Source organism: Sphingomonas sp., from assembly GCF_030145815.1.
Lineage (GTDB): Bacteria > Pseudomonadota > Alphaproteobacteria > Sphingomonadales > Sphingomonadaceae > Sphingomonas.
This window is the reverse complement of record NZ_JAIXHL010000006.1, coordinates 18,734-45,706: the sequence shown is the minus strand read 5'-3', so window position 1 is coordinate 45,706 and position 26,973 is coordinate 18,734. Positions and strand designations below refer to the sequence as shown.

Genomic DNA, 26,973 nt, shown 5'->3' with positions numbered 1-26,973 from the left:
CGCAAACGTGTCGTGCGCCGCACGGTCACCACGACCGCGCAATGCCAGCCCCAGGTTCTGACCGTCACGACGCAGGGTACTGCCATTCCCCTGCCCCCGCCCACTTACGGATCGAGCGGTGAAATGCCGGTCGTCGGTGGCGGCGGCGGCGGCGGTGGTGGCGCAGCCGCGGCAGTGACCGGCGGCAGCAGCGGCGGTTTCGTCGGCGGCTTCTTCGCGGGCGGCTTCTTCGGCGGATCGAGCGGCGGCAGCGGCGCTTCGGGCAGCGGCGGCATCGTGATTTCCTCGACCAGCAGCACCAGCGGCGGTTCGACCTCGACCTCGGGGGGCTCCACTTCGACGGGCGGCTCGTCAACCTCGACCGGCGGCTCGTCCACCTCCAGCGGCGCGGTCAGCTCGACCTCTTCGGGTGACGTTTCGTCCTCGACGGGTGGTTCGTCCTCTTCGACCTCGTCCGGCGGTTCGTCGGGTGACGTGTCTTCGTCAACCGGCGGCTCGTCTTCCTCGACCTCGTCGGGCGCATCGTCCAGCTCGACCTCGTCGGGTGGCTCGTCCTCGTCGACCAGTTCGGCCTCGGGCGGTTCTTCGGGCGACGTGTCGTCCTCGTCGAGCGGTAACGTGTCGTCATCGGCCTCGTCATCGGGTGACGTGTCGTCCTCGACCTCGGCATCGTCATCGGGCGATGTGTCGTCGTCGACCTCGACCTCGGCCAGCTCGTCGGGCGACGTCTCGACCTCGTCGTCCAACTCCTCGGCCTCGTCGACCTCGGCTTCGTCGTCGGGCGATGTGTCGTCCTCGACCTCGAGCGGGTGGAGCACGTCGAGCGGGTGGAGCACCTCGACCAGCAGCTCGACCTCGTCGGGAACGTCGAGCGGCACCAGCAGTTCGTCGGGTGGTCCCGACCCGGTTCCCGCGCCGCCGATGGTGCTGCTGTTCGGCGCCGCCGCAGCCGCGTTGGTGGTGCGCAAGCGGTTCCAGAACCGCAAGGCAAAGGACGCCGCGGCGGCTGAATAAGCGCCGCGGCGACCCGGCTCAGTCGGCGTCGACCAGCGCCTGTTCGATGTCCGGGATCGGATGCCCGGTCAGCGTCTTGTCGATCTCAGCAGTCAGGCGCAAGCTCACCTCCTTGTGATAATGTTTGCGCAGCTCGCCCAGCGTGCGCGGCGGTGCAACGATGATCAGCGATTCGAAATCATTGTTGAGCGCGCGCTTCTTCAGCAGCTCGGCCGTTTCCGCAGCAAAACGGTCTTCCTCCAACTGGTGGAAATCGGTCTCCTCATAGGCGCTGCGCCCCGGACCCACGCTTGAGAAGCTCCGGCCTGGCGTGTCGGTCCCCTGCTCGCGGTCGGGCGGGTTGTCCTGCTCACGCTTGCGCTCGACCTGAAGGTTGAGATGGACGTCGTCGCCCTCGTTCCTCAGGAACAGCATCTTGCGGCCATCGGCGACCACGACCATCGCGTTGTGCGGAACCTGCATCATTCTCTCCTCATTGGGTTGCATGAGGTAAACGCATGCCGCGCGCGCCGGGTTGCCTAGTTCTGCGTGGCTCGCCATAGCCTGCGCCCATGCATGACATCCGCGCGATCCGTGAGAACCCCGAGGCGTTCGACGCCGCCCTTGCCCGCCGTGGCGCCGAGCCGCAGGCCGATATGCTGGTTGCACTCGACGAGGCCCGCCGCGCGCTGACGACGCAGCAGCAGGAGGCGCAGACGCGGCGTAATGACCTGTCGAAGCAGGTCGGTCAGGCCAAGGCAGCGAAGGACGAGGACCGCGCGCAGGCGTTGATGGCGGAGGTCGCCGGCCTCAAGCAGACGCTGGAGGACCTGAACCTCGCTCAGGGTGCAGCCGATGAAGCGCTGCGGACGGCGCTCGCCGCGATCCCCAACCTGCCCGCAGCCGATGTGCCGGAAGGCGCGAACGAGGACGACAACCAGCTCGTCCACACGGTCGGTACGCAACCGACCTTCAACTTCAAGCCCGGCGAGCACCATGAGTTCGGCCCTGCACTCGGCCTCGATTTCGATACCGGAGCAGTGCTCGGCGGGTCGCGCTTCACGCTGCTGCGCGGTGCGGCGGCAAAGCTGCACCGCGCGCTGGGTCAGTTCATGCTCGACACGCTGACCGGCGAACATGGCTATGACGAGTGCGTGCCGCCGGTGCTGGTACGCGACGAGATCATGTTCGGGACGGGCCAGCTGCCGAAGTTCGCCGAGGATTCGTTCCGCACCACCGATGGCCGCTGGCTCATCCCGACATCGGAAGTCAGCCTGACCAACAGCGTGCGCGAGCAGATTTTGAGCGGCGAGGAGCTGCCGTTGCGGCTCACCGCACTGACCCCCTGCTTCCGTTCCGAAGCCGGTGCAGCGGGCCGCGACACGCGCGGCTTCATCCGCCAGCACCAGTTTGAGAAGGTCGAGATGGTGTCGATCACCACCCCCGACCAATCGGAGGCGGAGCATGAGCGCATGACCGCATGCGCCGAGGATATCCTGACCCGGCTCGGCCTGTCCTTCCGCCGCATGCTGCTGTGCGCGGGCGACATGGGGTTCAGCGCGACGCGGACCTTTGATCTTGAGGTGTGGCTGCCCGGACAGGCGCGCTATCGCGAGATTTCGTCCTGCTCGACCTGTGGCGACTTCCAGGCCCGCCGGATGAACGCGCGCTATCGTGGCGCAGACGGTAAGCCCGCATTCGTGCACACGCTCAATGGATCGGGCCTCGCGGTCGGCCGCACGCTCGTCGCGGTGCTGGAAAATTACCAGCAGGAGGACGGCGCGGTGGCGGTGCCGGAGGTGCTTCAGCCCTATCTGCGCGGCGTGAATCGGCTGGAGCCGCGCGGGTGAGGATCCTCCTCACCAATGACGACGGCGTTCATGCGCGCGGGCTGGAGGTCCTCGAACGCCTCGCCCGCACCCTGTCCGACGACATCACCATCGTCGCGCCGCTGGAGGAACAATCGGGCAAGGGCCGCTCGCTCAGCCTGACCGAACCGGTGCGTCTGCGCCGGTTCGGCGAGCGGCGCTTTGCGGTCACCGGCACGCCGACCGATGCGGTGATGATGGCGCTGGCGGAGATTATGAAGGACGGCCCGCCGGACCTGATCCTGTCGGGTGTCAATCGCGGCGCGAATCTGGGCGAGGATGTCAGCTATTCCGGGACCGTGTCGGCGGCGATGGAAGGTGCGCTGGCGGGTATCCGCTCGATCGCGCTGAGCCAGCGCTACGCCGCGCTTGCGCCGGGCGAGCGGGTCAGTTTTGAGGCGGCAGAGCAATGGGGCGAGCGCGTGCTGCGCCCGTTGATCGCGGCGGAGTGGGCGCCCCGCACGCTGATGAACGTCAATTTTCCGCCGCTCCCCGCCAGCAAAGTCGCTGGAATCAAGCCAGTCGGACAGGGCCTGCGCGACTATGGTCGGCTCAAACTCGACAAACGCACCGACCCGCGCGGGTTCGACTATTACTGGTTCGGCCTTGGCCGCGTGCCGCACTCACCGGTCGCCGATACCGACCTTGAGGCGATCGAGCAGGGATGGATTACCGTTACGCCCCTGCATCTGGACCTGACGCATCGTGAATCGCTTGTTATGCTCAACCAGACATTTGGCTGAGCCGGGCGGGATATGGGGCGGATGAGGACCAAAACGGGGTTGATCGCGGCGCTGCTGCTCGGGCCGCTGGTTGGCGGCTGTATCCCCCCAGGAGCCGGTCCATCGGTGCGCGCGGCGCCTGCTGTGGACCAAACCGACCCCACCGCCGCGCCGCGCCGCGACGATGTTCCCGCCCTTCCCGCCCCGGTATCGGCATGGGAAGCGCGTCGGGTGACCGCTGACGCGCGCACGATACCCGCGTCCGAATATGTCGTCGCCCCGGGCGACACGCTGCGCCGCATTGCCGACAAGACCGGCGCTGGGTCGGAAGCGATTGCGCGCGCCAACAATATCCCCCCGCCCTACACGATCCGCGTCGGACAGCGGCTGTCGATTCCCGGAGGGCGCTATCACCTCGTCCGTGCAGGTGAGACCGGCATCGCGATCGCCCGCGCCTATGGCGTGAACTGGAGCCGGATCGTCACCGAGAACGACCTGGCCGAGCCCTATATTCTGCGCACCGGCATGCGGCTGCTGATCCCCGGCGATCCGCGGACGATGACGCTGGAGGAGCGCGCCGCCGCCTTTCGCCTCAACATCGACGATATCGTGACTGGCGGCCAGCCCGCGATTGCGGAGACTGCGCGCCCGACCCGCCCGACCGCCTCGTCGGCGCGCATCCTGCCCCCCGACGCGGCAGTGGCTGCCCCGACCACGCTGCGCGGGGGCTTCGCCTGGCCCGCCAAAGGCACGGTCATCCGCCGCTTCGGCCCGATCGCGAGCGGCGAGCGCAGCGACGGGATCAAGATCGCGGTGCCGCTCGACACGCCGATCCTTGCCGCGGCTGATGGCACCGTCGCCTATGTCGGCAGCGAGATTCCGTCGCTCGGCGGCCTGGTGATCCTGCAGCATGGCAGCGGCTGGACCAGCGTCTATGGCCATGCCGGCCAGCTGCTCGTGCAGCGGGGGCAGAGCGTGAAGCGCGGGCAGATGATCGCGCTGTCCGGGGACAGCGGAACGAACCGCGCGCAGCTGCATTTCGAGCTGCGTCAGGGTCGCACCCCCGTCGATCCCTTGCCGAGATTGCCGAGCCGTTGAGCCGCCATCGTATCCCGACCCACGCCGCACTGCGCCGCAAGTCCAGCATATCGCCCTGGGTCTCGATCGCTTGGCGAGTCGGGGCTGTCTTCGCGCTTTATGCCTTCGCGGTTGCCTTTCACTGGTTCGACCGGGCCGGGCTGCGCGACAATTTCGACCAGCATATCAGCTTTCTCGACATCATCTATTTCACGATGATCTCGATCACCACGACCGGCTATGGCGATATCGTCCCGATTTCGACCGGAGCGCGGATGTTCGACGCGCTGGTGGTCACGCCGATCCGGATCTTCGTGATCCTGATCTTCATCGGCACGACCTATCAATTCATCCTCAAACGCACATGGGACAAATGGCGCATGGCGCAGATCCAGAAGATGCTGACCAACCACATCGTGGTCGCGGGATTCGGCAAAACCGGGTCGGATGCGGTCAACGAACTGATTGCGCGCGGCACCGATCCCGCCTGTATCGTGGTCGTCGACGGCGACGAGCATGCCCTGACCCGCGCCGAAGATGCCGGGTGCAACGTGCTGGTCGGCGATGCGACCCGCGACCAGACACTGCAGGACGTGCGCATCGATCAGGCGAGGACGCTGATCGTCGCGACGGGACGCGACGATACGTCGATCCTCGTCACCCTGACCGCACGCCACCTCGCGCCCAACGTGCCGATCTCGATCATCATCAAGGCTGACGATAATGAGCTTCCGGCACGCGCCGCCGGGGCGAACACCGTCATTAACCCGGTCAGCTTCGCCGGCCTGCTGCTCGCCGGATCGGTCGAAGGGACGCATGTCGCCGACTATATGCTCGACCTCGCCTCAGTCGACGGGCGGGTACATTTGTCGGAGCGCCGCGTGACGCCGGATGAAATCGGCAAGCCTCTATCGGCGATTGCCACCGGCCTGGGCGTGCGCATTTATCGCGACGGTGTGCCCCACGGGTTCTTCGAGCCGGAAGCGCAGGCGCTGTGCAACGACGATGTCATCGTCGAGATTATCCCGGCGCAATCCGCTCCCAGATAGCCGACGCAGTGCGCGGGCCTTCAACTGAAGGTTGGCAGCGCGCTTTCGCGTTTCACCGTAAACCGGATCGCTGCGCCCTGTTTGCGATTCCACGCCTTCAGCGTGCCACCATGCACCTCGATGATCCGGCGGCAGATCGACAGGCCGATGCCCAGGCCGTGCTCGGCCTTGGTCGAGATGAAGGGCAGATTGAACTGTTCGAGCACGGTATCGGGAAAGCCTGGGCCGTCATCCTCCACGCGGATTTCGAGCATGTCATTGGGAAGAATCTCGCACGATATGCGGATTTCCCGCCGCTCGACCGGGAGCTGCGCCAGCGCCTCTTCGGCATTTCGGATCAGGTTGACCAGAACCTGCTGGATCTGAATTCGGTCGATCAGCACGCGCGTCTGCGCATGTCCTCCGGGGTAGAGGATGCGCGCCTGGGGTGCCGCGTTGGCGCCACGGGCGAGTTCGATCGCGTCGTAGATGACCGGGTCAAGCGCCTCGGCGCGCAGTTCCGCGTTACCCTTGGACAGATAGTCGCGGATGCGGCGGATGATATCGCCCGCGCGGGCGATCTGGCCCCGTACCTGGTGGAGTTGCGACGCCACAGCCTCACGCGGCCCGTCGCCGCGAATCATCAGTTCGCCGACCGCAAGGTAGTTCGACGCCGCGGTCAGCGGCTGGTTGAGCTCATGCGCCAGCCCCGCCGCCATCTCGCTCAGCGACGAGACCCGCGCTGAATGTGCGAATTCGTTGCGCATCATGTCGATTCTGCGCTGCGCCTGTTCCTGATTGCTGATGTGCCGGAAATAAAGGACGAGCAATGCACCGACCACCAAGGTCAACGCGGCCGCGAAGCTCAGGAACCACCCCGCCCGGCGGGCAGCCGGCGCCAGCACGTCGGCCTCCCCCACGCCAGACGTGACGAAAATAGGGTAGGTGGTGAGCCGCTGGTGACTGAACAGCCGCCGCTGACCATCGAGCACGCTTGGCCCCCAATAGTCGCCCATCGGATCGGCCAGCTGGCGCTGCATGACCAGGGTAAACTGAACATTCTGGCCCCAGCTGAGCTTATCGCCCTCACGCCGGGCCAGGGTCATCCCACGCAGGGAAATGATCGAAATGAGGTCTGCCGCCCGATAATTCACCCCGACATTGAACTCGACGAACCGGCGTGCCGGAATTTCTACCGCCACCATGCCACGGAACTGACCGCCCCCATCGCGAAGCGCGCGGGCCACCAGCAGCACCGTTTCGCCCGTCTCACGCCGGAGAATGGGGTCGGAAATGGCGCGTGCGAGCCCCGCTGTGTCGCGCAGGTCCCGGAAAACGCGAAGACCGCTGACGTTATGGCGCTCGGCAGTGCCGGCGCTAAAGCGAACATTCCCATCGGCGTCGGCAATTTGCGCGCCGACGATCGCCGGATCAAAGTAACGCGGCAGGACGATCTGCGTCGCGGGTGACGCTTCTGCTGATCGCACCGATGCACCGTAGCGTTGCTCGAGATAAACGGTCGCGAGCTCGGCCGCTTCCAGCGTCCTGCTGACATATTGGCCAAACGCGACGACCCGCCCCCGGTTTTCGCGCACTGCCGCTTCAGCCGCCGCTGCGCGGTCCTCAACGATCTGCCAGATCACGGTCACCCAGGCGATGGCGACGAACAGCACGCCCGAAATGACTACGAGCCGGGCCGCTGGCTGACGAAGGATCGTCAGAAAGATATTCGGTGCCTGCACCCCGCCACCAGCCCGTTCGAGCCGCTCCTGATGGGCAACGTTACTGTGCGGGCGGAGTGAAAACCATACCTCTTGTCAGCGCTGATCAAGCGCCCATGCGGTCGGCACATATTTCACCAGAATGTCGATGCGTACCGGGACCCTGCCTGTCGCCTAGTCGTCCAATCCCCCGCCCCTATCTTTTTTCGCCAAATCGCCTATGTCGCGCGACGATCATGGCAACGCGACTCCCCGAAGCCCCCAAGGTGGGCATGGTGTCGCTCGGCTGTCCCAAGAATCTGGTCGACAGCGAGCGTATCCTGACCAAGCTCCGTTCCGACGGCTATGCCATGTCGGCCGACTATGCCGGTGCGGATGTGGTGCTGGTCAACACTTGCGGCTTTCTCGACAGCGCCAAAGAAGAGTCGCTGGAAGCGATCGGCGAAGCGATTGCGGAGAATGGCCGCGTCATCGTGACTGGCTGTATGGGCAAGGAGGCCGAGGTCATCCGCGCCCGCTTTCCCAATGTGTTGGCGGTGACAGGTGCGCATCAATATGAGGAAGTGGTCGGCGCAGTCCACGACGCCGCGCCGGTGCCGCCCAACGCGTTCCTCAACCTCGTCCCCGAAAGCGGGCTGAAGCTCACCCCGCGCCACTACAGCTATCTGAAGATCAGCGAGGGGTGCAACCACCGTTGCTCCTTCTGCATCATCCCGGCGCTGCGCGGCGATCTGGTCAGCCGCCGCCCCGACGCGATTCTGCGTGAGGCGGAGAAGCTGGTCGAGGCGGGGACTAAGGAACTGCTGGTCATCAGCCAGGACACCTCGGCCTATGGCGTCGACATCCGCAAGGAGCCGCGGATGTGGAAGGGTGCTGAGGTCGTTCCCCACATGACCGACCTTGCCCGCGAACTCGGCAAGATCGCACCCTGGGTGCGGCTGCATTACGTCTACCCCTACCCCCATGTCGATCAGGTCATCCCGCTGATGGCCGAGGGGCTGATCCTCCCCTATCTCGACATCCCCTTCCAGCACGCAGCGCCCAGCGTGTTGCGCACGATGCGCCGTCCGGCGAACGAGGCCAAGGTGCTGGAGCGCATCCACAAATGGCGTGAGATCACCCCGGACATCACGATCCGCTCGACTTTCGTCGTCGGCTTCCCCGGCGAGACCGAAGAGGATTTCCAGTATCTGCTCGACTGGCTGGACGAGGCGCAGTTGGACCGTGTCGGCGCATTCCGCTTCGAGCCGGTCGAGGGTGCCGCCGCCAACGACCTGCCCGGCGCGGTGCCCGAAGCGGTCAAGGCAGAACGCTACGCCCGGATCATGGCCAAGACCGCCGCGATCAGCGCCGCCAAGCTTGAGGCCAAGATCGGCCGCACGCTGCGCGTCATCATCGACGAGGTGGACGGCGACGGCGCCAATGCGCGCAGCGAGGCGGACGCGCCGGAAATCGACGGCAATGTCTTCCTGCGCGACGCCGGGCATCTCAAGCAAGGCGATATCGTCCCCGTGCAAATCGAGGACGCGGACGAGCACGACCTTTACGGCGTTCCGCTGGCCTGATCGCCCGCCATCGCCCGCACCGCGACCAGCGCCCCCGCCAGCGCGGCGAGCGCGGCGGGGTCGGTCGGACGGGCGCCATCGACGAAGTGCGGCGCCGCCATCGCATGGATCGCCTCCGCCAGCGCGCGCGGGGAATGGCACACCGCGTCAAATTCAATGTCGCCGTCCACGCCGGTCAGCGGATCGCGCGGCTGCACCGTCACCCGCACGCCGTGGATCGCGGTGCCGCCACGCACCCGCAGCGTCTCACGCTCAAGGCGGATCCACGATCCTCCCGGCTCGGCACTGGCAAAGATCGCGGTCCGCCGCGCCCCGGCCAGCATCGCCAGCCCCGCGCGCAGCAACTCACCCAGCACATCGCTGAGGCTGCTCGCTTCGATCTCACAAATCTGGTCGCCGATCCGCAACGTCACCACGCGCCAGCCAATGCCCTCGGCGCGATAATCGATCGCGACATCGCCGGGCACGATACCCGATTCCCAGTCCTGGATGGCGGCGGCACCGCCCTGCCCCCCTGCGCCCTGATCGATCTCGCCCATATCCGCTCCCTTCACGCTTTCCCTTGAACTGCCATCTTGTCGGTTTAGGGTCTATGCCATGCTGGTTCGCGTCCCCATGCTGATCGCCTTGCTGCTCTGGCTCGCGCTGACCGGGGTTCAGGGCGATCCGGGAGTCCGCACCACCCGCGTCGATCCGCTGACCGTCCAGGACGATGATTTCGCCCGCCACCGCGATCCCGCAACCTGGCGCGGCCTGTCGGTCCACAGAATCGAATTTCACGAAGAAAGAGGGGCTTGGCGGCTATTTCGCATTGCCAATGTAAAGAATCCGCGCGGACCCCTGTGGTTCGTTCCCCATGACAATGAAAATGCCGGGTTCGAAGCGGCCCTGGCCGGGGTCCGCAGCTGTGGCGGGGTGGTGATCGCGGTGGATTCGGGACTTGCTCAGGACGGGGTGCGCCGCAACGCCGCCGTGGATCGCGGTCGCCCGATCGACCCCAACCGCAATTTCCACGACGGCCTGCCGCTCTATGCCCGCACCGTGCTCGCCGATCTCGCGCGCGGAGCCCGCCCGATCATCGCCCTCCACACCAACTCCCCCGGCTTTGACACGCGCACCTCGCAATGCAACCGCGCCGATCCGCCGGGCCGGGGCGAGGTATCGATCCGCTTTTGCGATGACGTCATGCAGCGCCACCCGTCAGAGGCGCGCGACTGGCCGTTCGACGATGACGACAGCCTCGCCTATGTCGCCTATCGCGCGGGCCGCGCGCCCTATTCCGCATGGTGCGGCAAGGCGCTGGCACTCGCCGATTTCAATGTCGTGTTCGAACGCGTGGCGGTGAGCGACGGGTCGCTGTCCAACTATGCGCTGCTGCGCGGCATCCCCTACGTCAATTTCGAGACGCAGGAACGCGGCCTCGACCCCGCCGCCCTTACCGAAAGCCGCAAGCGGCTGACCGCGATGATCGACCGGGCGATGGCGGTGTGCACCGCCCCGAAAACGCGCAAATTGCGCTGAACGCCGGGCTGGCGCAACGTCGCGCACCCGCTTAGATCAACGCCATGACCGATCTTTCGCAGTTGCTTCAGCCCGATCGCGGCCAGCCCGCGCGCACCATTCATGTCGTCCACCCCGATCAGTGGCAGGACTGGCTGAAGGCACAGCCGCCGCGCGTCCGCACCGCCATCGCCGCGCACAAGCTGACCGGAAAGGCGGGCAACCGCGCCGTCCTGCCCGGTGAGGGCGTTGAGGACTGGTCGATGCTGCTGGTCTGCGACGAGCCCGAAAGCTCCCCCTTCCGCATCGCCTCGCTCGGCGAACAATTGCCCGAAGGCAGCTATCGCCTCGCCAGCGGCGAGCCCGGCGCGGCAATGCTCGGCTGGCTGCTCGCCCAATATCGCTTCGACCGCTACCGCAAGGATGAAGCGGCACAGGGACCACGCGTCCTGCTGACCGGCGAGCCGGGGCGGATCGAGGAGACGCTGCGCCTCGCCAGCGCGACGTTCAAGGTTCGCGATCTGGTCAACACCCCCGCCTCCGACATGGGGCCAGCCGATCTGGAGGCCGAGGTCGATGCGCTGGCCAAGGCGCATGGCGCGACCCTGGCCGTCACGCGCGGCGATGCGCTGGAGCAGGGCTATCCGATGATCCACGCCGTCGGCATGGCGGCAGCGCGCGGGCGGGAGCCGCGGCTGATCGAGCTGGAATGGGGCAATCCCGACCATCCCCGGCTGGCGCTGGTCGGCAAGGGCGTATGCTTCGACACCGGCGGGCTCGACATCAAGCCGAGCGCGGGCATGCGGCTGATGAAGAAGGATATGGGCGGCGCGGCGCACGCGATCGCGCTGGCCGGGCTGGTGATGGCGCAACGCCTGCCGGTCCGCCTCCACCTGCTGGTCGCGGCGGTCGAGAATTCGGTCGCCGGCAATGCCTTCCGGCCCGGTGATGTCCTGAACACCCGCAAGGGACTGACGGTCGAGAATACCAACACCGATGCCGAGGGGCGCCTGATCCTGGGGGACGCACTGACCAAGGCGGTCGAAGGCAAGCCCGGGCTGATCCTCGATTTCGCCACGCTGACCGGCGCAGCGCGCGTTGCGCTTGGCCCCGATCTCCCTGCCCTGTTCGCCAATGACGACACGCTGGCCGGCGCGATGCTCGATGCCGGGGACGGTGTGAAAGATCCGCTGTGGCGATTACCCCTGTGGGACGGCTATGACGAGATGCTGAAGTCGGACATCGCCGACATGGTCAACGCGCCCGACGGCCCGTTCGCCGGGCCGATCACCGCCGCGCTGTTCCTCCGCCGTTTCGTGCCGAAGCACATTGCCTGGGCGCATCTCGATCTGTTCGCATGGCGTCCCGCTCCCAAGCCCGGTCGCCCCAAGGGCGGCGACGCGATGGGCCTGCGCGCAAGCTGGGCAATGCTGAAGGCGCGCTACGCCGACAAGTCGTAACCGCCGCAACCGGCTCGACTTCGTGGGCTAGCGGCGGCAAGGTGTCGCGATGACGAATACGCGCAACGGCGGCCGCATCCTGGTCGACAATCTCGTGGCCCAGGGCTGCGACCGCATCTTCCACGTGCCGGGGGAGAGCTTTCTCGCAGTGCTCGATGCGCTGCACGATGTGCCGCAGGTCGATCTGGTGACGTGTCGGCAAGAGGGCGGCGCGGCGTTCATGGCGTGCGCCGATGGTGCGATGACCGGCAAGCCCGGCATCTGCTTCGTGACGCGCGGGCCCGGCGCGACCAATGCCAGCATCGGCGTACATGTCGCGATGCAGGATTCGATCCCGATGATCCTGTTCATTGGCGATGTGGATCGCAGCATGCGCGACCGTGAGGGCTTTCAGGAAGTCGATTTCCCTGCCTTTTTCGGTCCGCTTGCCAAATGGGCGACGCGGATCGAGGACGCCGCGCGCATCCCCGAATATGTCGCGCGCGCCTGGAACGTGGCGATTAGTGGCCGCCCCGGCCCCGTCGTGGTCGCATTGCCCGAGGACATGCTGCTGGACGTGGTCGAGACGCTCGACCGCCCGCGCCTGACCCGGCACAGCGCGGGCCTCGACGCTGAGGATTTCACCGACGTGCTCGACCTGCTCCGCACCGCCGAACGCCCGGTGGCGATTGTCGGCGGCGCGGGATGGGACATTGCGACCGGTGCAGCGTTCGACGCGTTCGCGCGCAGCTGGGGCATTCCGGTGGCGGGCGCGTTCCGGCGGCAGGATGCAATCCCGAACAGCTCCCCGGCCTGGGCTGGCAATCTCGGCTATGGCCCCAATCCCAAGCTCGTCGCGCGGATCAAGGCCGCCGACCTGCTGCTGGTGGTCGGCGCGCGGCTGGGTGAGGCGACGACCGATGGCTATACGCTCGTCACCCCGGACCACCCCGGCCAGACGCTGATCCACGTCCACCCGGACGCGGGCGAGCTCAACCGCGTCTATCGCGCCGATCTTGGCATCGCCGCCCCGGTATTCGAATTTGCAGCAATGCTGGCGGCCGCCGATGCACCCGCTATCCCCCGCCCTGCCGGTACCGAAGCCCATGGCGAGTGGCAGGACTGGTCCACGCCAAAGCCCCGCGACGGCGTGACGCTCGACCTCGGCCAGTGCGTCGCGGCGATGCGGGAACGGATCGACGCGGACCATGCGATCGTCTGCAACGGCGCGGGGAATTTTTCGGGCTGGTGGCACCGCTACTGGCGCTATGGCGCGCAGCCGTCGCAGCTTGCGCCTACGGCAGGCGCGATGGGCTATGGCACCCCCGCCGCCGTCGCCGCCGCGCTGCGCCGCAAGGACAAGCTGGCGGTCGCGCTCGCGGGCGACGGCGATTTCCTGATGAACGGGCAGGAACTGGCGACGGCAGTCCAGCATGGTGCCGACATGCTGGTGCTGGTGATCGACAATGGCGCGTACGGAACGATCCGGATGCATCAGGAGCGTGAGTTTCCCGCGCGCCTGTCGGGGACGACGCTGCACAACCCCGATTTCGCGGCGCTTGCCCGTGCCTATGGCTGCTGGGCCGAGACGGTCGAGCAGACCGCAGACTTCGTCCCCGCCCTCGACCGCGCACTGGCGGAGCGGGGCGTTCGCCTGCTGCATTTGAAAACCGATGTTGAATTCATCACGCCCGCGACCACGATCGCGGCGATCCGGGGATAAGGGTCAGGCGCTGGCGCGGCGGCGCGTGTCCATCAGCGCGGCTTCGACCGCCTCGACCGCCCAGCGCTCGCACAGCCCGACGGCGCGGGCAAAAGCTTTGACGAAACCCTTGAGGTAGATCAGGCCCGGAAATACATCGAACCGCTCCGCCTCAATCGCCGCGAGGTAGCGGATCGGCACGCGGGTCTGCGCCGCAATATCCTCGATCGACAATGCCCGACGGCGGCGCGCATCGGCCAGCGCGCTTCCCACGCTTCCGCGCGGCTCAAAACGCCAGTCGCCTCTGGCAAAGGGCAAGATCGGCTGTTCCATAGCGGCGTTCATCGTCGTCAAGCCCCCCGGCTGGCTGACAATACCGGACTGTCCCGGCGCGGAACGGTTTAATGACTCGAATCGGGCGCCGAGTCGATTCGATTCGCCCATGAAAAAGGGCCGTTTCCCGCAGAAAACGACCCTTTCCGGTTTCAGTGAAGGATCGGCGTCAGATGTCGTCGCCCAGTGCGCCCTTGATCTTGCCGCCGAGCTGCTGCGCCTTGCCCTTGCCTTCCTGCGCGGCACCTTCGGACCGCGTTTCGGGATCGTTGCTCTGCTGCTTCGCCTTGCCGATCGCCTCGTTCACGTTGCCTTTGATCTTGTCGATAAGTTCGCCCATGATTGGCTCCTTGCGGTTCGGGGTGGGGGTTCCCCGGATCAACCACCGGCTTGCGTATCCGTTCCGATCTTTGCGCCGATGCCCCGGAGCTTTGGACGATGCCGCACCGGATTATCGACCTGTATCAGCGCCATGCCGCAGCCTTTGACGCGGCGCGGCGCAACAGCTTTCCGGAGCGCACCTGGTTTGAACGGTTCGAACGGATGCTGCCCGCCAAGGCCGAACTGCTCGACCTGGGCTGTGGCGGGGGTGAGCCGATCGCGCGGTTCCTGATCGATCATGGGCACCATGTGACCGGAGTCGATAGCTCGCCGACGTTGATCAACCTCGCCCGCACCCGCTTTGCGCGCCACAACTGGATCGAAGCCGACATGATGCGCTTTGGCGGCGATAGCGGTGCCTATGACGGCATCCTCGCCTGGAGCAGCCTGTTCCATCTTGAGGTCGAAAAGCAGGAAAAACTGATCCGGCGGATCGCGGTTTGGCTGCGCAAGGGCGGAGTCGCGCTGTTCAACACCGGCCCCGCAAATGGCGTCGCGATGGGAGAGTTTGAGGGCGAAGAACTGTACCACGCCAGCCTGTCCCAGATCGAGTATCGCACGGTGCTTGCAGAGAGTGGCCTGACCGTGGTCAATCACGTCAGCGAGGATGCAAGCTGCGGTGGGTTCACCGTATGGCTGGTGGGGAAAATGTGATGCGCTTCATCGGTTGGTTGTTCGCGGCTGTCCTGTTGATCCTGCTCGGCTGGATTGGAGGGCCGGTCGCGATGGCAACCTATCGCGTGGCGATGGCGACCGATCCAGCCGTGGCAAGGAGTCAAACTGCCGATGATCTGCTCGACGCCTATCGACGGCCGCCCGCAGAAGCCTTTCGCTTAAACCTGTCGATCGTTTACACTCCACCAGACTATCGGTCGGCGCGTGCGTGCGGCTATGACCCCGACATCCTATTCAAGGATGAGAATGTCGCGTTTCTACAATCTGCGGATTGGGGGTTCGAGGTTTTGCAGCGGCGCGCGTCCGCCGACCAGGTGCGCATTATCGATGATTACCGCGCCGAGCATTTCGCGAAGCATCATGCGGTCGGCACGATGGCTGCATTGAGCCAGTGCCTCAATAGTCCATTGGCCGCTTTATGCCGGGGTCGGGTGGATCGCATGACCGCGGCTGCAGACGCTGCTGGAGCTAAGGAGCTCGCCGAGTTGCAAGACGTCACACGCAAGCAGAATCAGGCGATCCTCTGCACCTTCCTCGATGGCGCAGCGGCCCGTCGCGGCATTGCGAAAACCGCAGCCGCGACGAAGCCTGCGCCTTAAATCAACCCTGCGAGCGGGCTCGAGGGATCGGCGTAGCGGCGTTGCCCCATGCGACCGCTGCGATAGGCAAGCCGCCCGCTCTCGACCGCCAGCTTCATCGCCCGCGCCATCAGGATCGGGTCCTTGGCCTCGGCGATCGCGGTGTTCATCAGCACGCCGTCGCAGCCCAGCTCCATCGCCACCGCCGCATCGCTCGCCGTGCCGACCCCGGCATCGACCAGCACCGGCACCTTCGCACCCTCGACGATGAGGCGGATCGTCACCCGGTTCTGGATGCCGAGACCGGAGCCGATCGGCGCGCCCAGCGGCATGATTGCGACGGCCCCCGCATCCTCCAGCCGCTTCGCTGCGATCGGGTCGTCGACGCAATAGACCATCGGCAGGAAACCTTCCTTGGCCAGCACCTCGGTCGCACGCAGCGTTTCGTGCATGTCAGGATACAGCGTCTTCGCCTCCCCCAGCACCTCCAGCTTGACCAGATCCCACCCCCCGGCCTCGCGCGCCAGCCGCAGCGTGCGGATCGCGCTTTCGGCATCGAAACAGCCGGCAGTGTTAGGGAGGTAGGTGATCTTTTTGGGATCGATAAAGTCGGTCAGCATCGGCGCATTGGGATCGCTGACATTCACGCGCCGCACCGCGACGGTGACGATCTCCGCACCGCTGGCTTCGACCGCGGCGGCATTCTGCGCGAAATCCTTATACTTGCCGGTCCCGACGATCAGCCGCGAGTTGAACGTCCGGCCCGCGACCGTCCAGCTGTCGTCATGATCCCCGCCGCCGACAAAGTGGACGATCTCGATCTCGTCGCCATCCTCCACGGCCACCTGTGCCAGCGTCGATCGCGGCACGACCTCCAAATTGCGTTCCACCGCCACCTTTTCCGGCACCAGCCCGAGTTCATTGGCCAGATCGGCCAGACTGATCCCGCCCGCAACGCGGCGATGTTCGCCATTGACCGTGATCGTGATGGTGCCGTCGGCGTGCATGGTTGCTCCTGACCGGTTGAACTCGTGGCGCGCATATAGGAAGCTTTGCGGGCGGCCAACACCGTCGCGCAGATATGGAAGGACCGGCATGCCGCCCCTCTCCCGTCGCCGCCTCATGAAATATGCTGCGACGCTCGCCGCCGCCGCGCCATTTCGAGTCATTGCCCAGACTGGCGCGGCACCCGACCCCACCTTGCTCGCCGCGGTCCGCGACCATCTGGGTTATTCAGTCGGGTTTCGTCGGAAGTTCGGCACCGGCATCTATTCCGCGCCGGGACGCGCCATTCCGCCGAGCCTGGCGGCAATGACGGTGCGATCGATCACCCACCGCCTTGCACAGAGTTCGGACATGCGACGGACATGCGCGCTGCTCCACTGGCGCGGCTCCGATGGACGGCTGCATGGCTGGCTGCTCGACGGGACGGGCGTTATCGCCAGCGGTGCCAGCGCCGGACCGTATGAAAGCCTCGCCTTTCTGCTCAACGCACTGCGAGTCGATGCGCGGACAGCAACGCGGGCTCCGATCAAGCGCGGGTCGCCGCGCCCGCCGCCGCCGGTATTCGCTGCGCCCACCGACCCGCGCGCGCACTTCGCCCGCGCCCGCGACACACTGCTGCCCGGCGCGATCGCCGCTGCGCTGGCCGAGCGAAGCGGGCGGCTGCTGATCCTCCCGGCCCGCGACACCGGTTCCGCGCCCTATGCCGCCTTGCCGCTGGGCGATGCGATGCTCGCTGATCGCTGGTCGACCGTGATCCTGCCCGACATCGAAACGCTGGCTGATCCGCAGCGGACGTTCGACACACGGCTTGATCCGCGCAATGCGCTCGTCGTCGGAAACCCCGATCTGTCGACCGATCCGGCCTATGAATGGAGCGATCTGCCCGGCGCGGCGGAGGAAGCGCAGGCCTTTGCGAAGGTCTTCGGCCTGCCGCCGACGCGGCTGTTGACCGGCAAAGCCGCGACGCGGGAGCGGGTGCTGGCGGGAATCGACAATTATGGCGAGGCGAGCATCGTCTACCTCGCCACCCATGGCCTCGCCAATTCGGTCAATCCGATGGACGGCAGTTTCGTCGCACTGGCGAACGGACATCTTTATGGCCGCGACCTGCGCACGCCGCGGTTTCAGGCATGGGCGGCATGGCATCCGCTGGTCATTCTCAGCGCGTGCCAGACTGCGTTGGGGAAAACCTTCGACGGCGGCACTTATGGCGTCGCGCGCGGCTGGATCTCGGCGGGCGCGGGCCAGGTGGTGGCGAGCCTGTGGAACGTCAGCGACACCGCGACCCAGCTGTTGATGTTGCATTTTGCCGAACACGCCTTTCTCAAGCGCCAGCCCCCGGAAGAGGCGCTGCGCCTGGCCCAGCTCGACGCACGCAACACCTTTGCGAACGATCCGGCGGCCTGGGCAAGCTTTACGCTGTTCGGCGCACCCTCCGCTGCGGGCTGAAGCCTCGACCTTCGGCCCTGGCGCCGCTACAGCACGGCCATCATTTCGCGAGTGCCCCGATGCCCGACACGATCTTTGTTCTGAACGGCCCCAACCTCAACCTGCTCGGGACGCGTGAGCCGGAAATTTACGGCTCCGACACGCTCGACGACATTGCCGGGATGCTGGAGGACCGCGCCCGCGACCTCGACCTGACCGTCGATGTGCGCCAGTCGAATCATGAGGGGCATCTGATCGACTGGATGCACGAGGCACAGGCACGCGGGGCCAAGGCGGTGCTGCTCAACGCCGGCGCATTTACCCACACCAGCATCGCGCTGCACGATTGCATCAAATCGATCCGCACCCCGGTGATCGAAGTGCACCTGTCGAACCCGCACGCGCGCGAGGAATTCCGGCATCTGAGCTATGTCGGCCGCGCCGCCAAGGGCACGATCGCGGGCTTTGGCGCGCAGTCCTATCTGCTCGCGCTCGAAGCGGCGGCGCGACTTTGATGCGGCGAGCGGTTTGCAAGCCGCGTCATCTTGACTAATAGCCGCCTTTTCCTGCGCGCCGGTCCAGGATCCGGCGCGAACCGTACATCATTTGAGGTCGCATGAGCGAAGATCATAAAAAGAGCATGCACGTGGATATCGAGCTGGTGCGCCAGCTTGCAGCAGTGCTCGACGAGACCAACCTGACCGAGATCGAGGTTGAGGACGCCGACCGCAAGGTCCGCGTCGCGCGCAAGATCAGCGCTGCGCCGGTCGCCTATGCCGCGCCCGCGCCGATGGCCGCCCCCGCCCCCGCTGCGGCCCCCGCAGCGATGCCGTCCGACCCCGCGTCGATCACGCCGGCGCATGAGAATGCGGTCAAGTCGCCGATGGTGGGCACCGCCTATCTCTCCGCTGAGCCCGGCGCCAAGCCGTTCGTCGCAGTCGGCCAGCAAGTTAAGGCGGGTGACACCCTGCTGATTGTCGAGGCCATGAAGGTCATGAACCCGATCGCCGCGGCGCATGGCGGGACCGTCAAAGCGGTGCTGGTCGACAATGGCCAGCCGGTCGAGTTCGACCAGCCCCTCGTCGTCGTCGAGTAAGCCCGTGCCGGAGATCAAGAAGCTCCTGATCGCCAATCGCGGCGAGATCGCGTTGCGCATCCATCGCGCGTGCCATGAGATGGGGATCAAGACGGTCGCGGTGCACTCCACCGCCGATGCCGACGCGATGCATGTCCGCCTGGCGGATGAGGCGATCTGCATCGGCCCGCCGGCCGCTGCAGACAGCTATCTCAACATCCCGAACATCATCTCGGCTGCCGAGATCAGCGGCGCGGACGCGATTCACCCAGGCTATGGCTTCCTCAGCGAAAACGCCAAATTCGCCGAGATCGTGGAGCTGCATAACCTGATCTTCGTGGGGCCAAAGCCCGAGCATATCCGCACCATGGGCGACAAGATCGAGGCGAAGCGCACCGCTGGTGCGCTCGGCCTGCCGCTCGTCCCCGGCTCGGACGGCGCGATCAGCGACCTTGACGAAGCCAAGGCGATTGCTGCCAAGGCGGGCTATCCCGTGATCATCAAGGCCGCATCGGGCGGCGGCGGGCGCGGCATGAAGGTCTGCACGTCTGAGGACGAGCTTGAGACGCTGATGCAGCAGGCGGGTCGCGAGGCCAAGGCCGCGTTCGGCGACGCCACCGTCTATCTCGAAAAATATCTCGGCAACCCGCGCCACATCGAAATTCAGGTGTTCGGCGACGGCAATGGCAACGCCATCCATCTGGGCGAGCGCGACTGTTCGCTCCAGCGGCGCCACCAGAAGGTGCTCGAGGAAGCCCCCTCCCCGGTCCTGTCGACCGAAGAACGCAACCGCATCGGCGCGATCTGCGCCAAGGCGATGGCGGACATGGGTTATCGCGGCGCGGGAACGATCGAGTTCCTGTGGGAAAATGGCGAGTTCTATTTCATCGAGATGAACACTCGCCTGCAGGTCGAGCACCCGGTAACCGAGGCGATCACCGGCCTCGACCTCGTCCGCGAACAGATCCGCGTCGCCGAGGGCCATCCGCTGACGCTGCGGCAGGAGGATGTGCAGTTCCGCGGTCACGCGATCGAATGCCGCATCAACGCCGAGGATCCGCGCACCTTCGCCCCCTCGCCGGGCAAGGTCACGCAATATCATGCGCCGGGCGGCATGAACGTGCGCGTGGATAGCGGCCTCTATTCGGGCTACAAGATCCCGCCTTATTACGACAGCATGATCGCCAAGCTGATCGTGTACGGCACGACCCGCCAAGGTGCGCTGCGCCGCCTGCGCCGCGCGCTCGAAGAGTTCGTGATCGCGGGCGACGGGATGAAGACCACGATCCCCCTGCATCAGGCGCTGCTCGACGTGCCGGAGTTCCAGCAGGGCGATTACACGATCAAGTGGCTGGAGGAGTGGCTGGCCAGGCAGGATGCGGCGTGAACGCCACGATCCTGCACAACCCGCGCTGTTCCAAATCGCGTGAGGCGCTGGCGATCCTGCAGGACGCTGGCGCGACCGTGACGGTGATCGAATATCTCAAGACGCCACCATCGCGCGAGGAACTCGCCCGGCTCTATGCCAAGGGCGGCATGTCCCCGCGCGACGGGTTGCGCGCCGCGGAGGCCGGGGCAAAGGCGCTCAAGGATGCGTCGGACGACGCGATCCTCGACGCGATGGTGGCCGACCCGATCCTGGTCGAACGCCCGCTGGTCGAAACCGACAAAGGGGTGCGGCTGGGCCGTCCGCCTGAGCGGGTGCGGGAAATCCTCTGACGTCCCGCACCGTTAGCTTCAGCCCGCAAGCGCCGTTGCAATCGTTTCGCGCCACGGCGTCGTTGGGCGACCGATCAATTGGCTGAGCGTGCGCGAGGCGTCGAACAGCGCGCCCTCCGCCGCCCGCGCGTCGCTGTCTGCCAGGATTGCGGCATAAGGACCGGGGAGACCCACCTGTTCCAGCGCAGCGGCATACTCCGCCTGCGGCAGATTCTGATACACGACCGACTTGCCCGAAATTGCGGCTAGGGCGTCAGCCAGCTCCGACTGAGTGAAGCTGTCATCACCTGCCAGTTCGAACGTGCCGGTCAGCCCGCGTACCAGCACCGTCGCCGCTGCCTCCGCATAATCGCCCCGCGCCGCCGCCGAAATGGCTCCGTCACCCGAACTGCCCAGCAATACGCCATGCGCGATCGCGGCACCCGCGCCCATCAGATAGTTTTCGGTGTACCAACCGTTGCGCAGCAGCGCGTGGTCGATGCCACTCGCCGCCAGCATTTCCTCGGTCGCTTTGTGCTCTGCCGCGAGCAGCATCGGGGAGCGATCGGCGTTCAGGATGCTGGTATAGGCGACCAACGCGACGCCCGCCGCCTTCGCCGCGTCGATCACGGCACGATGCTGGGGCACGCGGCTACCGATCGCGTTGCCGGAAATCAGCAGCAATCGGCTCACCCCCGCCAGCGCCGGGACCAACGTCTCCGGCGCGTCATAATCGAATGATCGGACGTGAACACCTTTGGCGGCAAGGTCGCTCATGCTGTCGGGAGCGCGCACCAGCGCGACGATTTGATCCGGCGGCACTTTGGACAGCAGTGCATCGACGACGAGCCGGCCCAATTGGCCCGAAGCTCCGGTAACAGCGAACATCGGTCGTTCCTTTTCATCAGGTATTGACCGCATCCATCTAGGCCGACACTTACCAAACATAAGTACGCACAAAAAGGTAAGTGTAAAAATGTCGGATCGTCTGCGCATGGCCGATATGCTCGCCCGGGGCGACGTGTTTGCGCCGGATTGTCCGACCCGCACGATCCTGCGGCAGCTGACCAGCAGCTGGGGGCTGTTGGTGCTCGTCGCGCTGCAGCCCGGCACCTTGCGGTTCAGCGCCTTGCGTCGCCGGATCAGGGGGATCAGCGAGCGCATGCTGGCACAGACGCTGACACAACTCGAAGCCAATCGCCTCCTGACGCGGCACAGCCTGCCGGTGGTGCCGCCGCACGTCGAATACAGCCTGACCCCGCTGGGCATCGAAGCCGCGCGCCGCGCAGAAGATCTGGTCGAGTGGATTCAGGTCAATCTGGTCGAGATGCGGCCCGATGCCGGGCACGATGCGGACGCTGGAACGCCTCAGGCGTAAGCACGCGACATCGCGATAATCTCGTCGGTGACGTCGATCTTGGTCCCGTACAGATAGCGTGCGACGCCGTTTTCCGCTTCGACGTCGGCGGTCACGCGGATCCAGCGCAACTGACCGTCCGGACGGCGAATCTTGGCCTCAAAGGTGAAGCTGCCGCACTCGGCAATCGCGGCGGCGCGCAGGCGGCGCAGTTCCTCACGCGATTCGGCCGAATACATCGCGACGATGGCTTCGCGTGTGACCGGCCTGCCGCGTTCGATCCCGAACAGATCGTACACACCATCGCTCCATGTGAGCGAATCGTCGCTGAGATCGCATTCCCAGCGCGCGTGGATCGGGAGCAGGCGTTGCGGCGTCGCATCCATGGCGTCTGGTTACCAAGCCTTTCGCTAAAGTCTAGTGAACGCGTGACCTTTTGTCCCGCCAACTGTATCGCCAACGCCATGTCCGCCGGTTCTGACGACTCGCTGCTTCTGGAGCCCGGCCGCAACTGCTGGCGCACGGCTGAGGCCACGCGGCTGTCGGTCATCGTCGATGCCGAAGATTATTTCCGCATCGCCCGCACGGCGATGCTGAAGGCCAAGAAGCAGATCCTGCTGATCGGGTGGGATTTCGACGCCCGCATCCTGCTGACCCATGAGGACCCGCCCGACCATCCTGAGGCCCCGCGCGAAGTGGGCGCGTTCATCAGCTGGATCACGGAGCAGACTCCGGAGCTGGAGGTCCACATCCTGCGCTGGGACATCGGGGCGCTCGCATCTTTGTTGCGGGGACGCACGCTACAGACGCTCGTCGAGTGGAAGCTGGCCAAGCGCATCCATCTCAAGCTCGACTCGACCCACCCACCCGGGGCGTCGCATCATCAGAAGATCGTGGTGATCGACGACTGCATCGCCTTTTGCGGCGGGATCGACATGACGCTTGGCCGCTGGGACACGCGCGGTCACGCCGATGGCGATCCGGGGCGGACCAATCCCGGCGGCGACGCCTATATGCCATGGCACGATGCCACCACGGCGATCCAGGGCCCGGCGGCCGCGATGCTGGGCGATCTGTGCCGCGAGCGTTGGCACCGCGCCGGCGGGCACAGGATCGAGCGCCCCGAAGTGGACCAGGAATGTTGGCCTGACGGACTGGCGCCGGACTTCACCGACATCCGCGTCGCGGTTGCACGGACCCAGCCCGAGCTCAACGACGAGGCCCCGGTGCAGGAGATCGAGCGCCTCTACCTCGACCTGATCGCGACCGCCCGCCGCTTTGTCTATGCCGAGAGCCAGTATTTCGCGTCCCGCGCGATAGCCGAGGCGATTGCTAAGCGCCTCGCGGAGCCGGACGGGCCGGAGTTCGTGATCGTCAACCCGCGCAGCGCCGATGGCTGGCTGGAGCAGACCGCGATGGACACGGCGCGCGCGCGGCTGTTTCAGGCGCTCAAGCAGCGCAATCCGCACGACCGACTGCGCCTCTACCACCCCTACACCGCAGCGGGTGAGGCGATCTATGTCCATGCCAAAGTGCTGGTGATCGACGACCGCTTCCTGCGCGTCGGATCCTCCAACTTCAACAACCGCTCGCTGGGCCTGGACACTGAGTGCGACGTGGCACTCGCTGCGGGCACCGCGGACGAGGCGGCCCGCATCGCCGCGATCCGCAACGGCCTGATCGCCGAACATCTCGGTACCGATTCGCTGACGGTGGCGGCGCGGATCGAGCAAGAAGGTTCGCTGATCGCTGCGGTCGACGCGCTGCGCGTCACCGGGCGAACACTGCGCCCCTATGAGGTGCCCGACCTGAACAGCGTCGAAGAATGGCTGGCAGAGAACCAGATCCTCGATGCGGGCGACGAATCGCCGTTCGAGGCAATGACCAAGGGCGGACTGCTGCGGCGGCTAGGCGGCTACTGACCGCGCGCGCCACCAGCGCCACAAGGTGCGCAACAGGATGGCGGTGCTGAGGACGAACGCCGCAGCGAACGCCGAGAACCAGATGCCTTGTGCTTTGAGCAACCACTGCCCGGTCAACACGGCCATAACAAGCGCCGCCGGCCAGGTCGGCTGACCGGTCCGAAACGACTGAACGGCCTTTATCGGCACACGCTCCTTGGCGAGTTCGTTCGCGCGGCCATAGGCATATGCCAGCGTGACCAGCATCATCACGCCAAACAGAAGCGCGAGCATGAATGCGGGAATGCCGGACCCCCGCAGATACAGCCAGCCGGGAAGCGCCACTCCCAATGCCAGCCAGCCGCCCCAGAGAAACGGATTGAGCCAAATCCCGCGCCACTCGGCCATCAGGGCGGCGACCTCTTCGGCGGACAGATGCACATCATGCCCCCATTGCGTGAACAGATACCCGTCGTCGGCCGGCCTAAACCGCTTCAAATACCAAGCCTCTATCCGGTTCATCGGTGTCCCCATCGATCCGCCCGCATCGCTATCAGAGCTGCCCGCGGTCGAACAGCCGATCAACACAGCGATATCCGCGATCACGTGGCTTGGGGGATGACGTAGCGCCGCGTCCCCGCTATGCGCGCGCCATGACTCAGATCACGCCCGAAATCGTCGCCGAGCACGGCCTGTCGCCCGAGGAATATGAGCGTGTCCTGCACGCAATGGGGCGCGAGCCGAACCTGACCGAACTCGGCATCTTTTCGGTGATGTGGTCTGAGCATTGCAGCTACAAGTCGAGCCGCATCCATCTGAAGAAGCTGCCGACGACCGCCCCGTGGGTGATCTGCGGCCCCGGTGAGAATGCCGGCGTGATCGACATCGGCGATGGACAAGCGGCGATCTTCAAGATGGAGAGCCACAACCACCCGAGCTATATCGAGCCCTATCAGGGGGCGGCGACCGGCGTGGGCGGCATTCTGCGCGACGTGTTCACCATGGGCGCGCGTCCGATCGCCAACATGAACGCGCTGCGCTTCGGTCGCCCCGATCACCCGAAGATGAAGCACCTCATCTCCGGTGTGGTGCATGGCATCGGCGGCTATGGCAATTGCGTCGGCGTTCCGACCGTCGGCGGCGAGGTCAATTTCCACAAGGCGTATGACGGCAACATCCTCGTCAACGCGATGACCGTCGGCGTCGCCCAGACCGACAAGATTTTCTACAGTGCCGCCGCAGGCATCGGCAATCCCGTGGTTTATGTCGGGTCCAAGACCGGCCGCGACGGCATCCATGGCGCGACCATGGCCAGCGCCGATTTCGACGAGCATAGCGACGAGAAGCGCCCGACCGTGCAGGTCGGCGACCCCTTCACCGAAAAGCTGCTGATCGAGGCGTGCCTGGAGCTAATGGCGTCGGACGCGATCGTCGCGATCCAGGATATGGGCGCGGCGGGCCTCACCTCGTCCAGCGTCGAGATGGCGTCGAAGGGCGGCGTCGGGATCGAGCTGGTGATGGACAATGTTCCCCAGCGCGAAACCGGCATGACGCCGTATGAGATGATGCTGTCGGAGAGCCAGGAGCGGATGCTCATGGTGCTCAAGCCCGGCCGCGAAGCCTTTGCCGAAGCGATCTTCCGCAAATGGGAATTGGACTTCGCGGTGATCGGTACCGTGACCGACACCGGCCGCATGGTGCTCAAGTGGCAGGGCGATGTCGTCGCCGACATCCCCCTCGCCCCGCTCGCCGACGAAGCGCCGCTCTACGACCGCCCGCATGTCGCGACGCCCAAACCCGCTGACCTCGCGGACGAGCCGGAATCGACCGATATCGCCGCCGACCTGATCAAATTGATGGGATCGCCCGACATCGCCTCGCGCCGCTGGATCTGGGAGCAGTATGACCACATGGTCGGCGCCGACACCGTCCAGCGCCCCGGCGGCGATTCTGCGGTGGTCCGCGTCCACGGCACCGACAAGGCGCTGGCGATGACCACCGATTGCACCCCGCGCTATTGCTTCGCCGACCCGGTGGAGGGCGGAAAGCAGGCGATTGCCGAGGCGTGGCGCAACCTGACCAGCGTCGGCGCGACCCCGCTCGCGGTGACCAACTGCCTCAACTTCGCCAACCCCCAGCGGCCCGAGATCATGGGCCAGATCGTCGGCTGTCTCGAGGGGATGGGCGATGCGTGCCGCGCGCTCGACTTCCCGATCGTCTCGGGCAACGTCTCGCTCTATAACGAGAGCAAGGCGACTGGCGGCGGATCGGCGATCCTCCCCACCCCCGCGATCGGCGGCGTCGGCATCCTCGCCGACTGGTCCAAGTCGATGACGATCGGGTTCAAGGCGACCGGCGACGCGATCATCGCGGTCGGCGAGCGCATGGGCCATCTCGGCCAGTCGATCTGGCTGCGCGAAATCCATGGCCGCGAAGAAGGCCCGCCCCCGCCGGTCGACCTGAAGGCCGAAAAGCGCACGGGCGATTTCGTGCGCGACATGATCACCCGCGGCCTCGTCAACGCGGTTCATGACGTGTCCGACGGCGGTGTGGCGGTCACGCTTGCCGAAATGGCACTTGCCAGCGGCATCGGCGCGACGATCGATCAGGCCCAGCCCTTCGGCATCGCGGGCAGTTTCTTCGGCGAGGATCAGGGTCTCTACATCGTCACAGTCCCCGATGAAGCATTGACCGAATTCCTCACCGCCGCTGCAGCCGCCGATGTCCCCGCCGATCCGATGGGCCGCACGATCAAGGACCGGCTGATCTTCGAACTCGACGAAGGCGATTGGTGCGTCACGATCGACGATCTGCGCAGCGCGCATGAGGGCTTCTTCCCGGCGCTGATGGGCAACTGACCCCATCAAACACTCGACTGAACCATCGCCCCGGGCTCGGCCCGGGGCCGGGCTTTTTCCGACGGCCTA

At 65.9% G+C, this 26,973-nt stretch carries 28 protein-coding genes; 18 read left to right on the top strand and 10 right to left on the bottom strand.

Going from position 1 to position 26,973, the window contains the following annotated elements; genetic code table 11:
- Nucleotides 1-104: 104 nt before the first annotated feature.
- A complete protein-coding gene (locus tag KYX69_RS06810) occupies nucleotides 105-968 on the bottom strand; it encodes a hypothetical protein (RefSeq protein WP_300495337.1) in 864 nt (287 codons plus the stop codon).
- 64 nt (nucleotides 969-1,032) lie between these two features.
- Nucleotides 1,033-1,476: a host attachment family protein gene (locus KYX69_RS06805; RefSeq protein ID WP_300495336.1), complete on the bottom strand. Its 444-nt coding sequence runs from the start codon at nucleotides 1,474-1,476 to the stop codon at nucleotides 1,033-1,035.
- Between the two features lie 89 nt (nucleotides 1,477-1,565).
- On the opposite strand from KYX69_RS06805, the gene serS reads away from it, so the two are divergent.
- From serS to KYX69_RS06785, 4 genes are read left to right on the top strand one after another with little or no spacing between them, the layout of a single operon-like run.
- On the top strand, nucleotides 1,566-2,843 hold the full coding sequence (gene serS, locus KYX69_RS06800) for a serine--tRNA ligase (RefSeq protein ID WP_300495333.1): 1,278 nt from the start codon (nucleotides 1,566-1,568) through the stop codon (nucleotides 2,841-2,843).
- Nucleotides 2,840-3,604, top strand: coding sequence for a 5'/3'-nucleotidase SurE (surE, locus tag KYX69_RS06795; RefSeq protein WP_300495331.1), 765 nt, complete (start codon nucleotides 2,840-2,842; stop codon nucleotides 3,602-3,604). Before serS ends, surE begins: the two co-directional genes overlap by 4 nt.
- A 21-nt stretch (nucleotides 3,605-3,625) precedes the next feature.
- On the top strand, nucleotides 3,626-4,681 hold the full coding sequence (locus tag KYX69_RS06790; RefSeq protein ID WP_300495329.1) for a M23 family metallopeptidase: 1,056 nt from the start codon (nucleotides 3,626-3,628) through the stop codon (nucleotides 4,679-4,681).
- Nucleotides 4,678-5,709 carry a TrkA family potassium uptake protein gene (locus tag KYX69_RS06785; RefSeq protein WP_300495327.1) on the top strand — a complete coding sequence of 344 codons (1,032 nt, stop codon included), beginning with the start codon at nucleotides 4,678-4,680 and terminating at the stop codon, nucleotides 5,707-5,709. The genes KYX69_RS06790 and KYX69_RS06785 overlap by 4 nt, the downstream gene beginning before the upstream one ends.
- A 20-nt stretch (nucleotides 5,710-5,729) precedes the next feature.
- Here KYX69_RS06785 and KYX69_RS06780 read toward each other — a convergent pair whose 3' ends face one another.
- A complete protein-coding gene (locus tag KYX69_RS06780; RefSeq protein ID WP_300495325.1) occupies nucleotides 5,730-7,430 on the bottom strand; it encodes an ATP-binding protein in 1,701 nt (566 codons plus the stop codon).
- Between the two features lie 215 nt (nucleotides 7,431-7,645).
- On the opposite strand from KYX69_RS06780, the gene rimO reads away from it, so the two are divergent.
- On the top strand, nucleotides 7,646-8,974 hold the full coding sequence (gene rimO, locus KYX69_RS06775; RefSeq protein WP_300495323.1) for a 30S ribosomal protein S12 methylthiotransferase RimO: 1,329 nt from the start codon (nucleotides 7,646-7,648) through the stop codon (nucleotides 8,972-8,974).
- On the opposite strand, the gene KYX69_RS06770 is transcribed toward rimO, so the two are convergent.
- Nucleotides 8,953-9,513: a hypothetical protein gene (locus KYX69_RS06770; protein WP_300495320.1), complete on the bottom strand. Its 561-nt coding sequence runs from the start codon at nucleotides 9,511-9,513 to the stop codon at nucleotides 8,953-8,955. The two genes, rimO and KYX69_RS06770, sit on opposite strands and share 22 nt — an antisense overlap.
- 58 nt (nucleotides 9,514-9,571) lie before the next feature.
- Between KYX69_RS06770 and KYX69_RS06765 the strand changes: the two genes are divergently transcribed.
- Genes KYX69_RS06765 through KYX69_RS06755 form a run of 3 tightly spaced genes read left to right on the top strand, consistent with a single transcriptional unit; the run spans nucleotide 9,572 to nucleotide 13,636 of the window.
- Entirely contained in the window at nucleotides 9,572-10,495 is a 924-nt protein-coding gene (locus tag KYX69_RS06765) for a hypothetical protein (RefSeq protein WP_300495317.1), read from the top strand.
- Between the two features lie 44 nt (nucleotides 10,496-10,539).
- Nucleotides 10,540-11,934 (top strand): M17 family metallopeptidase, encoded by a 1,395-nt coding sequence (locus KYX69_RS06760; protein ID WP_300495315.1) that lies wholly within the window; start codon nucleotides 10,540-10,542, stop codon nucleotides 11,932-11,934.
- Between the two features lie 49 nt (nucleotides 11,935-11,983).
- The gene (locus KYX69_RS06755) at nucleotides 11,984-13,636 is read left to right on the top strand and encodes a thiamine pyrophosphate-binding protein (protein WP_300495312.1); all 1,653 of its coding nucleotides are present in this window, start codon (nucleotides 11,984-11,986) and stop codon (nucleotides 13,634-13,636) included.
- 3 nt (nucleotides 13,637-13,639) lie between these two features.
- Here KYX69_RS06755 and KYX69_RS06750 read toward each other — a convergent pair whose 3' ends face one another.
- Together KYX69_RS06750 and KYX69_RS06745 are read right to left on the bottom strand one after the other, a co-directional pair.
- Nucleotides 13,640-13,948 (bottom strand): helix-turn-helix transcriptional regulator, encoded by a 309-nt coding sequence (locus tag KYX69_RS06750; protein ID WP_300495310.1) that lies wholly within the window; start codon nucleotides 13,946-13,948, stop codon nucleotides 13,640-13,642.
- Nucleotides 13,949-14,117: 169 nt separating this feature from the next.
- Nucleotides 14,118-14,288: a CsbD family protein gene (locus KYX69_RS06745; protein ID WP_300495307.1), complete on the bottom strand. Its 171-nt coding sequence runs from the start codon at nucleotides 14,286-14,288 to the stop codon at nucleotides 14,118-14,120.
- 98 nt (nucleotides 14,289-14,386) lie between these two features.
- On the opposite strand from KYX69_RS06745, the gene KYX69_RS06740 reads away from it, so the two are divergent.
- Both KYX69_RS06740 and KYX69_RS06735 read left to right on the top strand, forming a co-directional pair.
- Nucleotides 14,387-14,983 carry a class I SAM-dependent methyltransferase gene (locus tag KYX69_RS06740; RefSeq protein WP_300495304.1) on the top strand — a complete coding sequence of 199 codons (597 nt, stop codon included), beginning with the start codon at nucleotides 14,387-14,389 and terminating at the stop codon, nucleotides 14,981-14,983.
- Nucleotides 14,983-15,603, top strand: coding sequence for a hypothetical protein (locus KYX69_RS06735; protein WP_300495302.1), 621 nt, complete (start codon nucleotides 14,983-14,985; stop codon nucleotides 15,601-15,603). Before KYX69_RS06740 ends, KYX69_RS06735 begins: the two co-directional genes overlap by 1 nt.
- Here KYX69_RS06735 and thiS read toward each other — a convergent pair.
- On the bottom strand, nucleotides 15,600-16,589 hold the full coding sequence (thiS, locus tag KYX69_RS06730) for a sulfur carrier protein ThiS (protein ID WP_300495665.1): 990 nt from the start codon (nucleotides 16,587-16,589) through the stop codon (nucleotides 15,600-15,602). The genes KYX69_RS06735 and thiS overlap by 4 nt on opposite strands.
- An 88-nt stretch (nucleotides 16,590-16,677) precedes the next feature.
- On the opposite strand from thiS, the gene KYX69_RS06725 reads away from it, so the two are divergent.
- The 5 genes from KYX69_RS06725 (at nucleotide 16,678) to arsC (ending at nucleotide 20,809) form a co-directional block, all read left to right on the top strand.
- Nucleotides 16,678-18,036, top strand: a complete 1,359-nt coding sequence (locus KYX69_RS06725; protein ID WP_300495299.1) for a CHAT domain-containing protein — start codon at nucleotides 16,678-16,680, stop codon at nucleotides 18,034-18,036.
- A gap of 59 nt (nucleotides 18,037-18,095) precedes the next feature.
- A complete protein-coding gene (gene aroQ, locus KYX69_RS06720; protein ID WP_300495296.1) occupies nucleotides 18,096-18,530 on the top strand; it encodes a type II 3-dehydroquinate dehydratase in 435 nt (144 codons plus the stop codon).
- Nucleotides 18,531-18,631: 101 nt separating this feature from the next.
- Nucleotides 18,632-19,111, top strand: coding sequence for an acetyl-CoA carboxylase biotin carboxyl carrier protein (gene accB, locus KYX69_RS06715; RefSeq protein WP_300495295.1), 480 nt, complete (start codon nucleotides 18,632-18,634; stop codon nucleotides 19,109-19,111).
- 4 nt (nucleotides 19,112-19,115) lie between these two features.
- On the top strand, nucleotides 19,116-20,477 hold the full coding sequence (accC, locus tag KYX69_RS06710) for an acetyl-CoA carboxylase biotin carboxylase subunit (RefSeq protein ID WP_300495662.1): 1,362 nt from the start codon (nucleotides 19,116-19,118) through the stop codon (nucleotides 20,475-20,477).
- The gene (gene arsC / locus KYX69_RS06705) at nucleotides 20,474-20,809 is read left to right on the top strand and encodes an arsenate reductase (glutaredoxin) (protein ID WP_300495293.1); all 336 of its coding nucleotides are present in this window, start codon (nucleotides 20,474-20,476) and stop codon (nucleotides 20,807-20,809) included. Before accC ends, arsC begins: the two co-directional genes overlap by 4 nt.
- Before the next feature lie 18 nt (nucleotides 20,810-20,827).
- On the opposite strand, the gene KYX69_RS06700 is transcribed toward arsC, so the two are convergent.
- Nucleotides 20,828-21,676 carry an SDR family oxidoreductase gene (locus tag KYX69_RS06700; RefSeq protein WP_300495291.1) on the bottom strand — a complete coding sequence of 283 codons (849 nt, stop codon included), beginning with the start codon at nucleotides 21,674-21,676 and terminating at the stop codon, nucleotides 20,828-20,830.
- Between the two features lie 88 nt (nucleotides 21,677-21,764).
- On the opposite strand from KYX69_RS06700, the gene KYX69_RS06695 reads away from it, so the two are divergent.
- A complete protein-coding gene (locus KYX69_RS06695; protein WP_300495289.1) occupies nucleotides 21,765-22,166 on the top strand; it encodes a helix-turn-helix domain-containing protein in 402 nt (133 codons plus the stop codon).
- On the opposite strand, the gene KYX69_RS06690 is transcribed toward KYX69_RS06695, so the two are convergent.
- Nucleotides 22,157-22,531 carry a PAS domain-containing protein gene (locus KYX69_RS06690; protein ID WP_300495287.1) on the bottom strand — a complete coding sequence of 125 codons (375 nt, stop codon included), beginning with the start codon at nucleotides 22,529-22,531 and terminating at the stop codon, nucleotides 22,157-22,159. The genes KYX69_RS06695 and KYX69_RS06690 overlap by 10 nt on opposite strands.
- 78 nt (nucleotides 22,532-22,609) lie before the next feature.
- Between KYX69_RS06690 and KYX69_RS06685 the strand changes: the two genes are divergently transcribed.
- The gene (locus KYX69_RS06685; protein ID WP_300495286.1) at nucleotides 22,610-24,067 is read left to right on the top strand and encodes a phospholipase D-like domain-containing protein; all 1,458 of its coding nucleotides are present in this window, start codon (nucleotides 22,610-22,612) and stop codon (nucleotides 24,065-24,067) included.
- Here KYX69_RS06685 and KYX69_RS06680 read toward each other — a convergent pair.
- Nucleotides 24,053-24,568: a hypothetical protein gene (locus KYX69_RS06680; RefSeq protein WP_300495283.1), complete on the bottom strand. Its 516-nt coding sequence runs from the start codon at nucleotides 24,566-24,568 to the stop codon at nucleotides 24,053-24,055. The genes KYX69_RS06685 and KYX69_RS06680 overlap by 15 nt on opposite strands.
- 131 nt (nucleotides 24,569-24,699) lie before the next feature.
- On the opposite strand from KYX69_RS06680, the gene purL reads away from it, so the two are divergent.
- Nucleotides 24,700-26,904: a phosphoribosylformylglycinamidine synthase subunit PurL gene (gene purL, locus KYX69_RS06675; protein WP_300495280.1), complete on the top strand. Its 2,205-nt coding sequence runs from the start codon at nucleotides 24,700-24,702 to the stop codon at nucleotides 26,902-26,904.
- Nucleotides 26,905-26,973 lie beyond the last annotated feature (69 nt).